Annotated in this window: 15 protein-coding genes, 1 tRNA gene and 1 pseudogene; 10 read left to right on the top strand and 7 right to left on the bottom strand. The window is 69.9% G+C overall.

What is annotated here, in order from left to right:
- Window positions 1-220, bottom strand: a pseudogene (locus ABZ297_RS41670) (GNAT family N-acetyltransferase); the annotation flags it as partial.
- A 106-nt stretch (window positions 221-326) separates the two neighbouring features.
- On the opposite strand from ABZ297_RS41670, the gene ABZ297_RS41675 reads away from it, so the two are divergent.
- Genes ABZ297_RS41675 through ABZ297_RS41685 form a run of 3 tightly spaced genes read left to right on the top strand, consistent with a single transcriptional unit; the run spans window position 327 to window position 3,831 of the window.
- Entirely contained in the window at window positions 327-1,529 is a 1,203-nt protein-coding gene (locus tag ABZ297_RS41675) for an acyl-CoA dehydrogenase family protein (RefSeq protein ID WP_355358325.1), read from the top strand.
- A 14-nt stretch (window positions 1,530-1,543) separates the two neighbouring features.
- Entirely contained in the window at window positions 1,544-2,707 is a 1,164-nt protein-coding gene (locus ABZ297_RS41680; protein WP_355358328.1) for an acyl-CoA dehydrogenase family protein, read from the top strand.
- Window positions 2,704-3,831, top strand: a complete 1,128-nt coding sequence (locus ABZ297_RS41685) for an acyl-CoA dehydrogenase family protein (RefSeq protein WP_355358331.1) — start codon at window positions 2,704-2,706, stop codon at window positions 3,829-3,831. The genes ABZ297_RS41680 and ABZ297_RS41685 overlap by 4 nt, the downstream gene beginning before the upstream one ends.
- Here ABZ297_RS41685 and ABZ297_RS41690 read toward each other — a convergent pair.
- Window positions 3,790-4,380 carry a TetR/AcrR family transcriptional regulator gene (locus tag ABZ297_RS41690; protein WP_355358334.1) on the bottom strand — a complete coding sequence of 197 codons (591 nt, stop codon included), beginning with the start codon at window positions 4,378-4,380 and terminating at the stop codon, window positions 3,790-3,792. The two genes, ABZ297_RS41685 and ABZ297_RS41690, sit on opposite strands and share 42 nt — an antisense overlap.
- Before the next feature lie 184 nt (window positions 4,381-4,564).
- On the opposite strand from ABZ297_RS41690, the gene ABZ297_RS41695 reads away from it, so the two are divergent.
- Entirely contained in the window at window positions 4,565-5,329 is a 765-nt protein-coding gene (locus tag ABZ297_RS41695) for a nuclease-related domain-containing protein (RefSeq protein WP_355358337.1), read from the top strand.
- Between the two features lie 266 nt (window positions 5,330-5,595).
- On the top strand, window positions 5,596-6,741 hold the full coding sequence (locus ABZ297_RS41700; protein ID WP_355358340.1) for a hypothetical protein: 1,146 nt from the start codon (window positions 5,596-5,598) through the stop codon (window positions 6,739-6,741).
- A 25-nt stretch (window positions 6,742-6,766) separates the two neighbouring features.
- On the opposite strand, the gene ABZ297_RS41705 is transcribed toward ABZ297_RS41700, so the two are convergent.
- Both ABZ297_RS41705 and ABZ297_RS41710 read right to left on the bottom strand, forming a co-directional pair.
- On the bottom strand, window positions 6,767-8,125 hold the full coding sequence (locus tag ABZ297_RS41705) for a VWA domain-containing protein (protein ID WP_355358343.1): 1,359 nt from the start codon (window positions 8,123-8,125) through the stop codon (window positions 6,767-6,769).
- Between the two features lie 31 nt (window positions 8,126-8,156).
- Window positions 8,157-8,990 carry a MoxR family ATPase gene (locus ABZ297_RS41710; RefSeq protein WP_355358346.1) on the bottom strand — a complete coding sequence of 278 codons (834 nt, stop codon included), beginning with the start codon at window positions 8,988-8,990 and terminating at the stop codon, window positions 8,157-8,159.
- A 113-nt stretch (window positions 8,991-9,103) separates the two neighbouring features.
- Here ABZ297_RS41710 and ABZ297_RS41715 point away from each other — a divergent pair.
- Window positions 9,104-9,177, top strand: a tRNA-Lys gene (locus tag ABZ297_RS41715).
- 162 nt (window positions 9,178-9,339) lie between these two features.
- On the opposite strand, the gene ABZ297_RS41720 is transcribed toward ABZ297_RS41715, so the two are convergent.
- A complete protein-coding gene (locus ABZ297_RS41720) occupies window positions 9,340-10,668 on the bottom strand; it encodes a hypothetical protein (protein ID WP_355358349.1) in 1,329 nt (442 codons plus the stop codon).
- Between the two features lie 131 nt (window positions 10,669-10,799).
- Between ABZ297_RS41720 and ABZ297_RS41725 the strand changes: the two genes are divergently transcribed.
- Both ABZ297_RS41725 and ABZ297_RS41730 read left to right on the top strand, forming a co-directional pair.
- The gene (locus ABZ297_RS41725) at window positions 10,800-11,288 is read left to right on the top strand and encodes an ATP-binding protein (RefSeq protein ID WP_355358352.1); all 489 of its coding nucleotides are present in this window, start codon (window positions 10,800-10,802) and stop codon (window positions 11,286-11,288) included.
- The gene (locus ABZ297_RS41730) at window positions 11,215-12,654 is read left to right on the top strand and encodes a hypothetical protein (protein WP_355358355.1); all 1,440 of its coding nucleotides are present in this window, start codon (window positions 11,215-11,217) and stop codon (window positions 12,652-12,654) included. The genes ABZ297_RS41725 and ABZ297_RS41730 overlap by 74 nt, the downstream gene beginning before the upstream one ends.
- A gap of 112 nt (window positions 12,655-12,766) precedes the next feature.
- Here the strand turns inward: ABZ297_RS41730 and ABZ297_RS41735 are convergent, their stop codons facing one another.
- Complete coding sequence (locus ABZ297_RS41735) at window positions 12,767-12,931, bottom strand: hypothetical protein (protein WP_355358358.1); 165 nt, start codon at window positions 12,929-12,931, stop codon at window positions 12,767-12,769.
- Between the two features lie 1,039 nt (window positions 12,932-13,970).
- Here ABZ297_RS41735 and ABZ297_RS41740 point away from each other — a divergent pair.
- Complete coding sequence (locus tag ABZ297_RS41740; protein WP_355358361.1) at window positions 13,971-14,540, top strand: hypothetical protein; 570 nt, start codon at window positions 13,971-13,973, stop codon at window positions 14,538-14,540.
- Between the two features lie 520 nt (window positions 14,541-15,060).
- On the opposite strand, the gene ABZ297_RS41745 is transcribed toward ABZ297_RS41740, so the two are convergent.
- Window positions 15,061-15,441, bottom strand: a complete 381-nt coding sequence (locus ABZ297_RS41745) for a nuclear transport factor 2 family protein (RefSeq protein WP_355358364.1) — start codon at window positions 15,439-15,441, stop codon at window positions 15,061-15,063.
- A gap of 180 nt (window positions 15,442-15,621) precedes the next feature.
- Between ABZ297_RS41745 and ABZ297_RS41750 the strand changes: the two genes are divergently transcribed.
- On the top strand, window positions 15,622-16,065 hold the full coding sequence (locus ABZ297_RS41750; RefSeq protein ID WP_355358366.1) for a MarR family winged helix-turn-helix transcriptional regulator: 444 nt from the start codon (window positions 15,622-15,624) through the stop codon (window positions 16,063-16,065).
- The last annotated feature ends 117 nt before the right edge of the window (window positions 16,066-16,182 follow it).

Here is a 16,182-nt window from a genome sequence, read left to right on the forward strand (position 1 = left end):
GGACGACCGCGAACCCCACGTACCTGTCACTGCCCAGGATGCCGCGGGCGAGCACGGCCAGCTCCTCCTCGGTGCGCGGCGTCAGGTGGGGCGTGTACCGCCAGACCTCCTCGTCCGCACCGCCGGCGACGAACAGGTCGGGCAGGTGGTCCGGGGTGAGCGGTTCGAGGCGGACGACGTCGTCCTCGAGCACCACAGGCGAGGGCATCTTCGCGGTCATGGCGGTCACCTTACGGACAGCGGGGAAGCATGTTTACGGCCACATGCCGCTCTTTGCGGAGAACCACCTGTCGACACTCATACCGGCCGGTCGGTAGGCTCTCGACATGGACTTCGCCTTCGACACCGTCACCGAGGACCTGCGCGAGCGCCTGCTCCGCTTCATGGACGAATGCGTCTACCCAGCAGAATCCGCCTTCGAGGAGCAGGTCGCCACCAGCGGCTGGAGCGCCCCGCCCCTGCTGGACGACCTCAAGGACGAGGCCAAGAAGCGCGGCCTGTGGAACCTGTTCCTGCCGGGAGAGCACGGCGCGGGCCTGACGAACCTGCAGTACGCGCCGCTGGCCGAGATCATGGGCCGCAGCCCCAGCCTCGCCCCGACGGCCACCAACTGCGCCGCGCCCGACACCGGCAACATGGAAGTCCTGTCCATGTTCGGCAGCGAATGGCAGCGCAAGGAGTGGCTGCGGCCGCTGCTCGACGGCGAGATCCGCTCGGCCTTCGCGATGACGGAGCCCGACGTCGCCTCGTCCGACGCGACGAACATCGCCACGTCGATCGTCCGCGACGGGGGCGAGTACGTCATCAACGGCCGAAAGTGGTTCATCTCCGGCGCCATGAGCCCCAACTGCAAGATCTTCATCGTGATGGGCAAGACGAACCTCGACGCGCCCAAGCACCGGCAGCAGAGCATGGTCCTGGTGCCCCGCGACACGCCCGGCCTGCACATCAAGCGGGGCATGCACGTGTTCGGATACAGCGACGCCCACCACGGCGGCCACGCCGAGGTCGTCTTCGAGGACGTCAGGGTGCCGGTCGAGAACCTGATCGGCGAGGAGGGCGGCGGCTTCGCCATCGCCCAGGCCAGGCTCGGCCCCGGCCGGATCCACCACTGCATGCGCCTGATCGGCATGGCCGAGCGCGCGGTGGAGCTGATGTGCCGCCGGGCCCTGGCCCGGACCACCTTCGGCAAGCCGGTCGCCCAGCAGGGCGTCGTCCAGGACTGGATCGCCGAGTCGCGCGTCCGCATCGAGCAGCTCCGCCTGCTGGTGCTCAAGACCGCCTGGCTGATGGACACCGTCGGCAACCAGGGCGCGCACACCGAGATCCAGGCCATCAAGATCTCCACCCCGGTCACCGTCGAGTGGATCCTGGACAAGGCCGTCCAGGTGCACGGCGCGGGCGGCGTCTCGCAGGACTTCCCGCTGGCCGCCCTCTGGGCCGGGGCCAGGTCGCTGCGCCTCGCCGACGGCCCCGACGAGGTGCACAAGCGGTCGCTGGCCTATCGGGAGCTCAGGAAGTACAGCTGAACGGGAGGACGCAGGTGGACGAAGCACAGCTCAAGGAGCGGGTGGCCGCGTTCCTGAGCGAGAACCACCCCGGCGGCGACCGGCTGGAGTTCCTGCGGGCCAGGTTCGACGCCGGTCTCGCCTGGGTGTGGTTCCCCGAAGGGCTCGGCGGGCTCGGCGTCTCGCGCGAGCTGCAGCAGGTGGTCGAACGCGAGCTCGCCGGCACCCCGCAGCTCAACACCGGCGTGCAGGGCATCGGGCTGGGCATGGCCGCCCCGACGATCCTCGCGTTCGGCACCGAGGAGCAGCGGCGCCGCTTCCTGCGGCCGCTGTGGACGGGCGAGGAGATCTGGTGCCAGCTCTTCAGCGAGCCCGGCGCGGGCTCCGACCTGGCCACCCTCGGCACGCGCGCCGTCCGCGACGGCGAAGAGTGGATCGTCGACGGGCAGAAGGTCTGGACGTCCGGCGCGCACCACGCCCGCTGGGCCATCCTGGTCGCCCGCACCGACCCGGACGTCCCCAAGCACCGAGGCCTGACCTACTTCGTCTGCGACATGCACACGCCCGGCGTCGAGGTGCGCCCGCTGCGGCAGATCACCGGCGAGGCCGAGTTCAACGAGGTGTTCCTCACCGGCGTCCGCCTCCCTGACGACCTGCGGCTCGGCGAGGTGGGCGACGGCTGGCGCGTCGCGCAGACCACGCTGATGAACGAGCGGGTCGCGATCGGCGGCGCGCCCGTGCGACAGGGCGGCGGCATGGTGGGCGCGGTGCTCGAAGCCTGGCGCGCGCACCCCGAGCTGCGCACTCACGAGCTGCACCAGCGGCTGCTGTCACTCTGGGTGGAGGCCGAGGTGACCCGCCTGTCGGGGGCGCGGCTGCGCGAGCAGCTCGCCGCGGGCCAGCCGGGCCCCGAGGGGTCGGGCATGAAGCTGTCGTTCGCCAGGCTGAACCAGGCGCTGTCGGGCCTGGACGTGGAGTTCCGGCGCGACCTCGGCTACGACGACTGGACGTTCCGCCGCTCCGACGAGGTCGACTTCTACGGCCGCGGCCCCGGTTACCGCTACCTGCGGGCCAAGGGCAACTCGATCGAGGGGGGCACGTCGGAGATCCTGCGCAACATCATCGCCGAGCGGGTGCTCGGCCTGCCCTCGGAACCCCGCGTCGACAAGGACGTGCCCTGGAAGGACCTGCCGCGATGACGCTGCTGTACTCGGAGGTCGAGGAGGAGCTGCGGGCCGCCGTGCGCGCCCTGCTGGCCGACCGCTGCCCGCCGGCCGCGGTGCTGAAGCGGGTCGAGTCCGACCCCTACGACCTGGACCTGTGGAAGACGCTGGCGGGCGAGATCGGGGTGGCGGGGCTGCTCGTCCCCGAGGAGTTCGGCGGGGCGGGCGCGTCGGCGAGCGAGGCGGCGGTGGTGCTGGAGGAGCTGGGCAGGGGCGTCGCGCCCGTGCCGTTCTTCACCAGCTCGGTGCTGGCGACGTACGCGCTGGCGCGGGCGGCCTCGGCCGCCGGAACGGCCGGGGCCTGTGCGGGGGAGTTGCTCGGCCGCCTCGCGGAGGGGCGGGCGACCGCCGCCCTGGCCGTGTCGTTCGCCGCCTCGCCGTACCGGCCGCTGAGGGGCGCGTCCGTCAGCGTCGACGGCGAGCGGCTGTCCGGCACGGTCGCCGCGGTGGCCGGGGCGGACGTCGCGGACGTGCTGCTCGTCCCCGTCGAGGGCGACCTGTTCGCCGTCGAGGCGGGCGTCGAGGCGGGCGTCGAGGTGGGCGCGGTCTCGGTGGAGGCCGTGCCGTCGTTCGACCTGACCCGTCCGGTCGCGGCCGTCACCTTCTCACGGACGCCCGCCACCCGCCTCGGGGCCTGCGACCTGGCCGGCGTGCTGCGGTTCGGAGCCGGGCTGCTGGCCTCCGAGCAGCTCGGCGTGGCCGAGTGGTGCCTCGACGGCACGCTCGGCTACATCAGGGAGCGGCACCAGTTCGCCCGCCCGATCGGCTCGTTCCAGGCGGTCAAGCACCGGCTGGCCGACCTGTGGCTGGACGTCGTCAGGGCCAGGGCGGCCGCCCGCGCTGCCGCCGCCGACACCTCGTCGGCGTCCCATGCGGTGTCGGTCGCTGTGGCCCAGGCGTGGAACTCGGCGGTGGCCGTGCACGCCGCCGAGGAGGCGCTGCAGTTGCACGGCGGTATCGGGATGACCTGGGAGCATCCCATCCATCTCTACCTCAAGCGCGCCAAGGCCGCCGAGATCGCGCTCGGCACCCCGGGCGACCACAAGGAGGCGCTGGCCTCACTCGCCGACGTGCCCGGGCCTGAGGGAGGTCAGCAGTAGGTCGGCGAAGTGCCGGCCCACCTGGGCGCCGGTCAGCGGCCCGTCCGCGTGGAACCAGGTGCCCAGGTGGTGCACGGAGCCGAAGAAGTAGTCGACGACCAGCTCGGCCGGCACCCGGTCGCTGAACACGCCCTGGCGCTGCCCCTCGGCCACCAGGTCGCGGAAGCGCTCGTGGTAGCGGCGGCGCTCGGCCCGCACGCTCTTCTGCGTCTCGGGAGCCAGCAGGTGCATCGAGCGGAAGAAGATCTTGGAATCGTCGAGGTTGGCGGTGGTGGTCTCCACGACGTCGGCCGCCGCCGCGTGCAGCCGCTCGGTGACCGTGCCGGGGCCGTCGGCGATCCGCGTCAGCCGGTCCATCTGCATGCGCAGCACGCGGGCGTAGATCTCGTGCAGAAGATCATCTTTTGAGTCGAAATAGTGGTACATGGCGCCCTTGGTGACGCCGGCCGCGACCACGATCTCCTGGACCGACGCTCCCTCGAAGCCGCGCTCGGCGAACAGGCGCGTCGCCTCGCCGAGCAGTCGCTGGCGTACCGGTTCTTCCTTCACAAGTCCCCCTTGGTCACCCGCAAAGCATACCGAGTGGGCATACCGACTGGTCGGTTGATGGCCTCATGGGTGCTATTTCCGTCACCTTAGGGTCCCCTTGCTTTCTATGGGGTATTAGTTGACTTGGCGAGGGATCTTCGGCGTGGCAGATCCTGGTTGTACCTACTCATTCGGGGAGTTTGCCGTGCCTGGTGGCTCTATCTACGTGCAGCAGGACGAGAAGTTCACAGGGGCATCGCCCCAGTGGTACTACGAGAAGTACTGGCGCGAAGGGGCAAAGAGCCGGCAGCGGTCCAGGGCGATCAAGGCGGTCGTCGGGTTCGCCGTCGGCATCGGCCTGGCACTGCGGTTCGGCGTCGACTACAGCGCCCTGTGCGGCCTGGCCGGCGCGGCCATCGCGGCCGGCGCCGACTGGTGGTGGTACTGGCGCTCGTTCCGCGCCACCGCCGTCTGGCGTGGCAAGCGGCGCGGCGAGACCATCACCGGGCGCAAACTACGCCGTTCGCTCCTCAGGCACGGCTACAACGTCCTCGACGGCCGGGCCATCAGGGGCCAGGCGTCCATCGACCACCTCGTGATCGGCCCCGGCGGCGTGTGGATCATCGACAACGAGTCGTGGAGCCCCGACACCGAGATCGCCTCGTACGCCGGGCGGCTCTTCTTCGGCGAGAAGTACGGCACCAAGGTCGCCAAGCCGCTGATCGAGGCCGGCGACGCGTTCGCCGAGCTGCTGACCAAGGAGACCGGCATCCCCGTGCGCATCACGCCGCTGCTCGCCGTCCACTGCGGCATGCTGCCGCGCGGCGGCGTGCTGACGGCGGAGGGCCTCACGCTGCTCAAGCCGCGCCTCGCGGCCAAGCAGATCAGGTACCGCGAGGAGGCCGTGCTGACCGGCGAGCAGATCGAGGTGCTCACCAGGACGGCCGCTCGGGAACTCCAACGTTCCTGATTTCCGGTCTTCTTGACTGGGAAATCGAACCGTGGTGACATCGGTGTGCCGAGCACCGATCATTGCCGACTCTGGCCTGCCGAAAGCACGTCCACGCTGGTCAGCGCCGAATTCGGCATGCCTGTCACCCCGGGAGACACGATGCCGCCTCGGAATCCGTCACACCGCGTGCGTTCCCGGCTGAACCGGGCGGCGCGACCTGCGCGTACAGCGGGTTGAGCGGACAGGAGCCGATCTACCGGGTCGGTCGTGACGAGGACGAGAGCGTGCCGATCATCGTGAGCGAGGAGGTCGCCGCCGCCCTCCAGCCGGAGGCGACGGTGGTGCTCGCGGTGCGCTCGCCGCACCCCGTGCACGACGCGCTCAGGTCCGCGCTGTTCGACATCGCCGCGCTCAACGGCGGCTGGCCGGCCGCGCACGACAGCTCCGGCAGGGACGGCCCCAAGTACGTGTCGGGCCCGGTTCCGGTGCCGGGAGGCGGGCTGGTCCTGCTGGACGTCGGCTGGACCCCGGTGGACCTGCTGCGCACCATCCCGGCGCTGCTGGCCCGCAGCCTGCGCGCCGCCGGGATCAGCAACGCGTCGGTCGAGCTGCCGCCCCATATCGGCGCCCGCTACGCCGCGGCCCGGGAGCGTGGCCCGGCGGCCAGGGCCTGGCTCCGCGGCCCGATGTCCTTCTCCCCGGGCCTCGGCTCCTCAGTACCCGGAAACCCGCCGCCGCTGGTCTCCACGGCCGGATGGTTCCTCGACGTGGCGGGGGAGTGGCTGCGCGAGCGCGGCGACCCCGTGGGCGTGATCGTCTCCGTGGAGACCCCGCTCACCTGGGACACCATCGCCGATACCGCCGCCGCCGTGCTCGCCGCCGGCCAGCCGATGGCGGTCGTCACCGGCGACCTCACCGCGGCCGGAGCGGTGGCGCGGCAGTACGGGGCGGTGCCGGAGGCGTCCATCACCGAGGCCAGGCCCGGCTGGGACGGAGCCGACGTCGCCGCCGCGATGCTGGCACAGCGCCAGGTGCTGCGCGCCGCCGCCGACAACCTGGTGTGGGCCGGCGCCGCTGCCGGCCGCAGCGCCCGCTACCTGCTCGAACCCCGCTGGGTTCCCGACGGCGCCGGCGACAGGCCGGACGTCGAACTGCTCGGCGACCTGGCGGTCCCCGACGCCCTCTGGTACCAGATCCTGTCCGTCGGCCACCTCGACCGCCTCGGCGGCCCGCCGCCCGGCGCGGTCGAACTGCCAGGCGGACGCGTCGAGCTGACCGTCGGCGACCCCGAACAGTGGCTCCCCGGCCACCCCGACCGTCCCGCGCTGCTCACTCGCGCCCGCGACCTGCTCGCCCCCTGCCTGCTCGACCCGGCGGAGGCCTTCTCACTCAGCCGCGAGCGCATCGGCCTGCTCAGCCGGCAGAGCTGACCTCAGGCCGGCGTCTCGATGAACCTCAGGCCAGCGTCTCGATGAACGCGGCGAGCTGGGCGATGTTGCGGCACTCGTGCATCGGGACGACCGCGCCGTAGTCGGAGGCGATCGAGTCGCCGGTGTCCCACTGCCGCCTGGGCTCCGGGTTCAGCCAGTAGGCGTGGCGGCACCGGGCCGTCAGGGACTTCAGCACGTCCAGGGCCGGCGGCTGGTAGTTGGAGCGGGCGTCGCCCAGGATGAGCAGGGACGTCCGCGGGCCGACCGCCTCACCGTACCGCTCGGCGAACCGCTCGAACGCGTAACCGTAGTTGGTGCGTCCGAACCGGACCATGTCCGCCTCGTTCGCCAGCCTGGTCACGGCCTCGACCACGTCCGCGCCGGGGGTGAAGAAACGGGTGATCTCGTCCACCGTGTCCACGAAGCCGAACGCGCGCACCTTGCTGAACTGCTCCCGCAGCGCGTACGTGAGCAGCAGCGTGAAGTGCGCGAACGAGGCGACCGAGTCGCTGGCGTCGCAGAGGACGACCAGCTCCGGCTTGTGCGGGCGCGGCGGCCGGAAGTGGGTGGCCAGCGGGACGCCGCCGCTCTGCAGGGACGCCCGCATGGTCCTGCGGAAGTCCAGCCGCCCCCGCCTGCCCTTCCTGTGCCTGATCGTCAGGCGCGCCGCGAGCCGTCTGGCCAGCGGGTAGACCTCCCGCCGCAGGGCCGCCAGGTCCGCCTTGGTGACGCGGAGGAAGTCCAGCTGGTCGAGCGGCGGGCGCACGGCCGAGCGGCTGATCCGCTCGACCCCGGAGTCCTCGGCGATGCGCCGCCGCACGTCGGCGGCGACCGCGTCCTCGAACCTCCTGATCCCGGACGTCACCCGCTGCCGCGCCGCCTTCTCCGCCAGCCCGCCCCGCTCCTGGCCGGCCAGCAGCTGCTGGAGGAGCCCGGCCATCAGCGTCTCCGGCGACAGCGCGCGCAGGACGCTGTAGGAGAACCAGTTCTGCCGCCCGGGGCCGGCGGGCTGGCGCCCGAAACGCTCGACCATGGCCCGTGCGAACTCCCGCATCTCGGGCCCGTCGCCGCCGGTCAGCAGCCGGGCGAGCCGGTCGCGCAGCTCGGGCACGGACGCCTGCGCGAGATCCGGCCCGCTCTCCGGCCGAGCCTCCAGGCCGGTGGTGGCGGCCGGGAACCACAGGTCGAACAGCACGTCGAACACCGGCCGGTACGCCGGTTTCTTGACCAGCGTCGCCGCGTAGGCGGCCCGCAGCGACTCCCGCTCGGCCAGATCGATCACCAGCATCGCCCGCGCCGCGTCCAGCCCCTCGGCCAGCGACACCGGCAACCCGGCCTCCCGCAACGCATGCACGAACCCGACATGCCTATCGACCAGCGACACGCGCCCTCCCACAGATCTCAGGCCCCAGATCTCAGGACAGGCCGAGTTCCTTGACCACCCGCGTGTGGTCGGAGGCGTGCTTCAGCACCACCCCGAGGGTTCCCGCCACGGTGGCCTCGTCCAGCTCCTCGCGGCCCAGCGCCAGCAGCGTGTTCGCCCAGTCGACCGTCTCGGCCACCGACGGCGCCTTCTTCAGCTCCAGCGCCCGCAAGGTGGCGACGGTCCTGGCGAGCTGCTCGGCCAGCTCGCCCCTGATGGCCGGCACCTGGCTGAGGACGATGTCCCGCTCGCGCTCCGGCGTCGGATACTCGATGTGCAGGTACAGGCAGCGCCGCTTGAGCGCCTCCGACAGCTCGCGCGTCGCGTTGGAGGTGAGCACCACGTACGGCCTGCGCACGGCGGCGATCGTTCCGAGCTCCGGAATCGTCACCTGGAAATCCGACAGCAGCTCCAGCAGCAGCCCCTCGACCTCGACGTCCGCCTTGTCCATCTCGTCGATGAGCAGCACGGTGGCCGTCTGCGCCCTGACCGCCTTCAGCAGCGGCCGCTCCAGCAGGAACTCCTCGGTGAAGATGTCGTCGTCGGCGCTGGTGGCCTGGATCCGCAGCAGCTGCTTCTTGTAGTTCCACTCGTACAGCGCCCTGGCCTCGTCCAGACCCTCGTAGCACTGCAGCCGCACCAGCTCGGCCTCCGTCGCCATCGCCACGGCCTTGGCCAGCTGCGTCTTCCCCACCCCCGCGGGGCCCTCGACCAGCAGCGGCTTGCCCAGCGCGGCGGCCAGGAACACCGAGGTGGAGATGGCGTCGTCGGACAGGTACCCCACGGCGGCGAGCCGCTCGGTCACGTCGGCGGGAGAGGCGAACATCAATGCTCCTGTCTGCGAGGCGACGGCGTGGGGCCGAACTTTATTCTAGCCAGAGAGGGCGACAGCAACCGATTCGACCAGGATGCCGAGGACCGGTATATTCATCTCGGCAAGCGCCGCTAGCTCAGTTGGTCAGAGCAGCTGACTCTTAATCAGCGGGTCCGGGGTTCGAGTCCCTGGCGGCGCACCGGCAAGAAACCCTAGATCACGTTTCGTGATCTAGGGTTTCTTTGTTCATGGGCAGCCCGTCGTTGACAGCGGGCTCCCGTCCAGGCGCGCTCGCCGGCTGCTCGAGCGACCCCGATATATCCCTCGGGCTCCGTCACCCGGCTTGACCGGCAGGACCTCTTCAACAGGAAGATGGTGGGCGAGCCCAGCTCGGCGACTCCCGCCTGATGGCCTCGATAGCTCCCGGACTGGGACGTCCGATCGCCGGGGGGACCTGTTCGAGTGGTACGCCCAACACCTCGGCCCAGCGATGGCGCCAGGAGAGCTGTCGCTCGGCCAGCCGGGCAGCGCGGTTGTCGGCGTGGCGGCGACGGCGGTCGGCCTCCGCACGGGCTGCGCTCTCTGTTCGTAGCCACGGCGGGGTGTTCCGCAGCAATCGCGCCACGTGCTCGGCAGACCAACGGCCGCTGTTGGGACGCAGTAGCCGGATCGCATCGGGAGGAAGGCCGAAGAGCTCCGCCACTGCTGTGTCTGACAGCCGGGAGGCCGCCCTGGCGGCTGCCTCGACGGCGGCCTGTTCGGCCTGGTCGCGGCGAGAGAACTCGGCTGCGGCACGGCGGGCCTCAGCGAGGGCGGCCAGTCGCCATTCCTGATCCGCACGAGCCTGCAACAGCCAGGGAGGTGGCGCGGAGACCAGTTCATGGAGGACATGAGAGAGCAGATGATCTCCGAACCGAGGGAGATCGGCGGGCGCCTGATCGATGGGTACCCCAAGTTCCCGTTCCGCCGCCTCTGGCAGGACCAGGAGAGCGATCAGCTCCGTGGCCCGATTGAGCAGAGCGTTGAGCATCGCCTCCAGCTCAGCGCGGGGCATGCGGGCTTCACGGAGGGTTGCGGCAAGCGGGGGAACACGTGGGTCCACGATGAGGCGGAGTCGCCGGAGAGGGCCAGGCCAGACACTGGCGGCCTCCATCAGCGCCGTAGACCAGACGAGCACCTGAACTGGATCTCCATCGGGCACGGGCTTGGCGGCTTCGATCTCAGCGCGAGCCGCCACAGCTCGCGCGAGGTTGAGCTTGCGGGTTCTGGCCGCCTTTCTGGCCGCCTCGGAACGGGAGTATGCCCGTGCCGCGGCCCGGAGCTCGGCGTCCGCGTGGGCGAGGTCTGCCAGGGCATCGACGTCCGCCGCGCGGTAGTAGCGAACCACAAGGGTCCGTCCATACTTCCTGACCTCCTCAACGGAGACGGGGGGCAGGTCGGCGGCGATCTGTTTGAAGCGTTCGGCTGAGATGCCGAGCCTGGCAGCTGCCTGGGTGGCATTGCACCGATGCTCGGCAGCCAGTAGCCGCCGGAAGCGCTCCGCTTCGGCCAGTGCCGCGTTGACCGAGACGGGGTCGAAGGTGCGGTCGGGGAGCCGCCGCAGCAGGCCGGTCTCGACCGCGAGTTCCACCTCCCAGATGGCGAGCCCGAGCAGCTCACGAACCCTGTTCCGGCCCACTCCGCGCGCCATGCCGCCCACCTTTCTCGCCAGGGGTGTCGCTGAGGAGTCTGCCGGTGGACTCCGACAGTTGCCGGAGAGTGCCGTAATCCCCGCTCACTCACGGCATGCGAGGCGTCGTGCCCTGTGCAGTCGATCCCGCTATGCGGAGCTTCCTGGCGCAGTTGCTCCCGAATGAGGCCCAACAGCCAGGTGACCTCTTCCTTTCCGACCGGACGCTCGTTGTAGTGATCTTGCACGTAATTCCGCATGCCGTCTGGGACAGTGACCGTGTGCGTACTGTTCACATCGAGGCCAAACCGGATCACCTTCTACGCCTCGCCCGCCAGAAGGACCCGGTGAGCGCGGTCGCGGAGATGATCTGGAACGCACTGGACGCGGAGGCGACCCATGTCAGCGTCGACCTTGAGGTCAATGAGCTGAACGGCGTGGAGTCGGTCAGAGTCACCGACGACGGCCACGGCATGCCGAACGCTTCCTGCGCTGGCTACTTCGGCGGTCTGGGGGAATCATGGAAGACCACCGCCAAGCTCTCGCCGGAGCTCAAGCGAGGCCTGCATGGACGCAGCGGGCAGGGCAGGCTTCGTGCGTTCGCGCTCGATGTTCGCGCCGTTTCTGGCGGCGAACTCTGACGTGCGGATCACCTATCAAGGCACGCCGCTCGACCCGGCCACTGTCTGGACCGATCTGGCCGAGTACCAGCTGTCCTGGCCGAGCTCGGCCGGAGGTGCCCAGCCGGTGCTTCGTGTCATCGAATGGCCCAAGAACGTCGGCCGGGTGCTCGCTCTCTGCGACGCCAGCGGTGTGGTCCTGGACGAACCGTCGCCGGGCATTCAGGCGCCCGGCTACCATTTCACGGCTTACCTGCTTTGGGATGGATTCGTCGAGAGGCGAGGGAATCTGCCGCTGGCCGAGATGGACGAGATTGCCGACCTCCTGGAATCTGCACGCGAAACGTTGCGCGGTCACTTCAAGAGACGCGACCAGGAACGCCGAGCCAGGCTGATCCAGGAGTGGAAGAACGAGCGAGTCTACCCCTACTCCGGAGAGCCGGCCCAGCCCGCAGAGGCGGTCGAACGGCAGCTGTTCGACGAGGTGGCGACCACCATCTCGCGCCGTCTGCCAGGTGTGCCTCAGAGCAAGAAGACCACCCTGCGACTGCTCAGGGAGATCATCGCGCGTGATCCGAGCGGCCTCTACCCGGTGCTGGACGAACTGTTCCGGTTGCCACAGTCGGAACAGGAAGAGCTCAAGCGGATCCTTCAGCGGACCAGCCTGTCCGAGGTCATCAAGGCAACAGGGCAGGTGAGCGACCGGCTCGACTTTCTGGCCGCGCTCAAGAAACTCGTTTTCGAGCCGGACATCAGCAGGACAGTCAAGGAGCGGTGCGAACTTCACAAGATCCTCGAGCGTGAGACGTGGATCTTCGGCGACACGTACACACTGATGGTCAGCGACCAGAGCTTGGACGCTGTACTCACGCGTCACCTCAAGGAACTAGGCCGGGAGTCGGAACCCGACAAGCTCGACCCAGTCCTCCGCGAGGATGGCCGCAAGGGGATCATCGACCTCATGCTGGGCCGGGCGCACCGAGGGAGCTCCGGCCGGGAGCACCTCGTGGTCGAACTCAAGGCGCCCAAGGTCAAGATTGGCCAAGCGGAAGTCGCGCAGATCAAAAGCTACGCCCAGGCGGTCGCCAACGACCCACAGTTCCGTGATGCTCGCGTTTCCTGGGACTTCTGGGTCGTCTCCACCGAGATGGACGACATCGTCAGGCGTGATGCCAACGCGCCAAACCGTCCACCCGGCTGTATCGCTGAGTGGGATGACGGCGTCCATATCTGGGCGCGGACCTGGAGCGAGATCATTGACGATTGCGAAGACCGCCTCCACTTCTACCGTGAGCGGCTCAATCATGATCCGGCCACCGAGCATGCGATGGAGTACCTCCGACGCGTTCATGGAGAGGTTGCACCCGAAGTGGCCCTGGTGACGTGACACTTGGGCGGTCCGCGCCGAAACATGGATGCCCCTGAGTGGCGACGCCGAATCGCGATCTCGGTTCCGGGTGGTTCGGAGCGTCCCCGGCGGAGAGAGTTTCGGCGGGCGGCTAGCCGTAGAGCTGATGGCAGGCCTGGTTGCGGACGCGGAACTCGGGGCGGGACGGCGGGAACAGCTCGTCGCACTTCGAGGGGATCAAGGAGGACGGCTGGCTGTCGGTGCTGTCTTCCGGCTCCTCGCCTCTGGTCTCTCCTGCACGGCCGACGGGGGTCACAGCCTTCCCGTGTGGTTCGGTTGGGGCGCTCTTGTGCCGCTGACCTCGCAAGGCCGGGGGCGCCGCTCGGTGACGTCTCCCCGATGACGTCGCCTCGCTCTTCGGCGTTGCGGGCCTCGAACTGGCCGTGCGGGGTGCGAGCCTCGATGGCGTCCCGGCTGCGGGTGCGGGCACGAACTTTGGCCGTGTGTTGGATGCGCGCCTGAGCGTTGGCGGCGTCTTGGACACAGTCCCGGGGGCGGGTACGAGCCTCGGTGGCATCTTGGACACGGCCGAGTGTTCGGCCACGTCCAGGTTGGGCGCGGGCGCCGCCGCGGCGCTCGTTCCCACCGTGGTGGCAGCTGCTTCGGCCGCGGCGGTGCCTGTTCCGTGGGAGGCGCTGCCCGTGCCCTGGGCGCCCGACCAGAGCCCCAAGGCCACGCAGACCAGGAAGCCGGCGGCGACCGCCGGCCCGGTCAGGCACCTCCAGCCCCGTGGCATCGCTCGCCTCGGCGGGGTCGGGGTCGAGTATCTGCGCCAGCCGAACGACTCGAACTCGCCGAAGGGCATGACCGGCTCCCCGAAGGGCGGGCCGTACGACTGCCGCCGTGGCCGCCAGGTCCCTTCCGGTGCGGGGGTGAGGTGGTCATGGTCATCGTGCATGGCTCTCCCTGATCAATGCCCGTGCATGCCAGGGTGTCGCAGCGTCGCGCGGTCCGGTGGAAACGACTCGGCATCGCGTGCAATGTGCAGGGAAACGACCCCGGTCTGGCCGGGGCCGAAGGGGGATGAATGTGGGCCCGCCGACATAACGGTCAGGTCACGGTTGATGGTCCGTCGTTCCGAACGTGGCGGGGGCCGGACAGCCAGGCTGGAGCGGTCGTCTGGTGGGAAGCGCACGTTCGGCGACACCGGTCTGATCTCTTGACGGTCTCCGGCATCCATGTCTAGATCAATCCGGATTTGACGGAGAACTGCGGAGGTCGAGCATGGCGTCGAACCCGTGACAGCCCAGCAGCCCCCAACGCCCGAAGACCGCGCGGGCCGCCGTGCTCGGGCGGTGAAGATCGCCGCTGTGCTCGCCGGCGTCCTGCAACTGGTCCTCGCGGCCGTCGTGATCGGCATCCCCGGCGTCTCCACCACTCTGGACGCGATCGCCACCCCGGACGACGCCGCCGCCTCCCCTCCGTCAGCGCCCGCCATCCACCGGATGGCCTCCTCCGTCCCCGCACGGCGCGTCCTCCCGACAGCCGATCCCACCTCGGCCGTCAAGGGGCCTGCGACCATCCGGCCAACGACGTCGCCGACGCCCGGACCGTCGCCTACGCGAAGCCGGCATTCCTTCCGCATCTCGTCGCCTGAGCGCACGCCCGCGACGGCCGTCCGGACAAAGCCGCTGGTCAGCGCCCCCGTGACCCGCTCCCGTCACACGGACCCGCCCACAGGCGTCGGCGTCCCGGACGCCGACCAGGAGCACGCGCCCCCTGGACGCACCAAGGAGCCGCCCGGCCACGCCGCAGCGGAGACCTACGGCCCCAAGGGCGAGACTCCTGAAGGAACAAATCGACAACCAGCGGAGCACCACCGCGATCCGTCCGACGACGTTCGTGGAAGGCGTAGCCAGCGCTGATCCCGCAGACGACGAGATGGCGCGGTTTTGGCGGGTGCGTCGTGATCGGGTCTGGTGGAGCGCCGCCTCGTCCTGCCGGCGGTCGAAGACGAACGGGCCGAGGCCACTGTGGTCCCATCGGCCGGCCCGGAAGTGGTTGCCGAAGTCGCCCAGGTGACGGTGGCCGGAGTCAGTTGGACGCGGGCGCTGAGCGGCCAGCAGCCCCAGATCCCGCACGGGCATCCCAGGAGCACGGTCGCGTGCTCGTAGGGCGACCACCACTTCCGATGTCCTGCCTCGGGTTGGGGAGCCAGATACCGACACAAAAAACCGATAATTCACGCCGTATCAGCGCAATTCTGTCGAACTTATCCCCTTGGGGCCACATGTAAACACCGTGCTCCACAAGGTGTCAATACATGGCAGCGCAGGGTCACCAGGGCCAGGTCGAGGTCGCCATGCCGCCGTGCGAGGCGCCGTTGCAACAGGGTGCGGCGCCTCGCACGGCGCGGCGTTCCCGGCACGGATCGGGGGCGGCCCGTCAGGCCGGTGGCGCGGTGATCGGGCTGTAGTGCAGCCCGGCCAGCCTGCGGCGGTCGCCGTCGCGGACGCTGATCTGGGTGACGCGGAAGCGCCCATCAGTCGAAGTGCCTCGGTACGAGGCCCGCTGTGTCACCACGCCGACCACCACCGCGACGTCTCCGTACTCCCGCACGCCGCCCTCCTCCCAGCTCAGCTCGTGGGTGACGAGCGCGCCCGCCTGGTAGCGCTGCACCCACTGCTGCTTGTCCAGGATGAAGCCGAGCGGCCCGACGAACGTGAAGTCGTCGGCGGCGATCGCGTCGAGCCCCTCGGTGGACCCGGCGCGCTCGGCTTCGGTCCACTGCCTGGCGAGGTCGGTGAGCTGCTGATCCATGGTCATGCCTCCTGCGGTGTCATGGTTCGGCCCTGGCGGTACATGCGCGGCCGGTGACGGCGCCGATGCCGCGGCCGGCCCCGGCGACGATCGCCGCCCTGCCCTGCATCGGAGGCGTCATGACTTTGACGGTAGACATCGAAGCATTAGATGTCAAACGATTAGCCATCGATGTATCATCGGGGTATGACGCGACGGACCCGCACGCCCATCGGCCTGCGACTAGCCGCCAGCGCGCGGGTGGTGAGCAGGGCATTCGACGACGCCCTCGCGGAAGCGGGCGGCTCCGCGCCGATCTGGCAGATCCTCATCTCGATCAAGTCGCGGCAGCTCGGCAACCAGCGGCAGCTCGCCGAGGCCGTGGGCATCCAGGGGGCGACGCTGACCCACCACCTCAACGCGATGGAGGCCAACGGCCTGCTGACCCGCCGCCGCGACCCCGCCAACCGGCGCGTCCACGTGGTCGAGCTGACCGAGGAGGGCGAGCGGCTCTTCCACCGGCTGCGCGAGGTGGTCATGGCCTTCGACGGGCGGCTGCGTGCCGAGCTCGACGAGGGCCGGATCGAGGTGTTCGAGCAGGTGCTCGCGCAGCTGGAGAAGAACGTCCGCTCAGGGGATGACGTCGCGTAGCCGGGCCCGCGACGTCACGGTGCTAGGGAGTGTCCCGTGGATCATTGAACCGGATCACGGAGCCAGATCCTGATCGAGGCGACGTCGATGGTGCCCTGGTAGATGCGCTCGCGCTTG

It is taken from the genome of Nonomuraea sp. NPDC005983, assembly GCF_040614375.1.
GTDB lineage: Bacteria > Actinomycetota > Actinomycetes > Streptosporangiales > Streptosporangiaceae > Nonomuraea.